1 protein-coding gene is annotated in these 424 nt (G+C 64.2%); it reads left to right on the forward strand.

What is annotated here, in order from left to right:
• Positions 1-26 precede the first annotated feature (26 nt).
• Positions 27-424: substrate-binding periplasmic protein (locus GFC01_RS18375; protein ID WP_341474093.1), on the forward strand; the 398-nt coding region annotated here is incomplete at its 3' end.

The following is a 424-nucleotide window of genomic DNA, read 5'->3' on the forward strand; positions in this document are numbered from 1 at the left end:
GCCCCTATCAGCAGGAGCGTTGGCAGGTGGCCTACGATCGCCGTCGCCTGGCCTCGGTGGCCAGTGTCGCGGTATTCCAGCAGCATCCTATCGGGGTCGAGGTGGACAGCGTGCCGTCGTTCTACCTGACATCGGTGTTCAACGGCATGCTCAGCGCCAGGACCCACCATTACCCCAGCGTGCAGCAAGCTTTCGCTGCCATGCAGGCCGGCCAGGTGGACGCAGTGATGGCGATGCGCGGCGAGGTTGACTGGCAGCTGCACCAGGCCGCCGACCCGCAACTGGCCCTGGCAGAAAACGCCTACCCGAACCTTGGCAAACAGGCCTGGGAAATCGGCATGGCCGTACATGAAAGCAACCGACAGCTGGCCTATGCCGTGGAGGAGGCCATGGAAGCGATGATTCGCGATGGCCGGCTCAAGGC

It is taken from the genome of Desulfofundulus thermobenzoicus (assembly GCF_009428905.1).
In the GTDB taxonomy this organism is placed as follows: domain Bacteria; phylum Bacillota; class Desulfotomaculia; order Desulfotomaculales; family Desulfovirgulaceae; genus Desulfofundulus_A; species Desulfofundulus_A thermobenzoicus.